The 496-nt window shown below is 62.7% G+C and carries 1 pseudogene; it reads left to right on the top strand.

What is annotated here, in order from left to right:
- Positions 1-496: pseudogene (locus J5M71_RS27500) on the top strand (type IV secretion protein Rhs); the annotation flags it as partial.

The following is a 496-nucleotide window of genomic DNA, read 5'->3' as shown; positions in this document are numbered from 1 at the left end:
CAATGGTCATTTGCTGGAAAAGACTGAATTCGGCGAGCAGGGTTTATCGCTGGTCACCCAATACCAGCGCGACGCGGCTGGAAGGTTGCGGGTCAAGAACCTGCCCGATGGCGCCAAGATCCGCTACGACTACGACCGCCCCGGGCGCTTGGTTGCCGTCGATGACGACCAGAACCATCCGCTGGCCTTCGAGTATGACCGTCAGGATCGGCTGATCACCGAACATCAGGGCTGGGGCACCTTGCGCTACGCCTATGACGCCTGCGGCCAGCTCAAACGCCTGCGCCTGCCGGACAACAGCAAGCTCGACTATCACTACGCCAAGGGCGGTGCGCTGTCGGCCATCGACCTCAACGGCACGCCGCTCACGCGCCACGTCTACCACTGCGGTCGTGAACAGCAACGCCAGCAGGGTCTGCTGCTCAGCGAATATTCCTACGACGATCAGGGCCGCTTGCTCGCCCACGCTGTAGGCCATCGCCACGCCTCGCTGTAC

The sequence above is a fragment of the Pseudomonas sp. 43(2021) genome, from assembly GCF_017490805.1.
Lineage (GTDB): Bacteria > Pseudomonadota > Gammaproteobacteria > Pseudomonadales > Pseudomonadaceae > Aquipseudomonas.
This window is presented reverse-complemented; position numbering and strand designations above follow the sequence as displayed.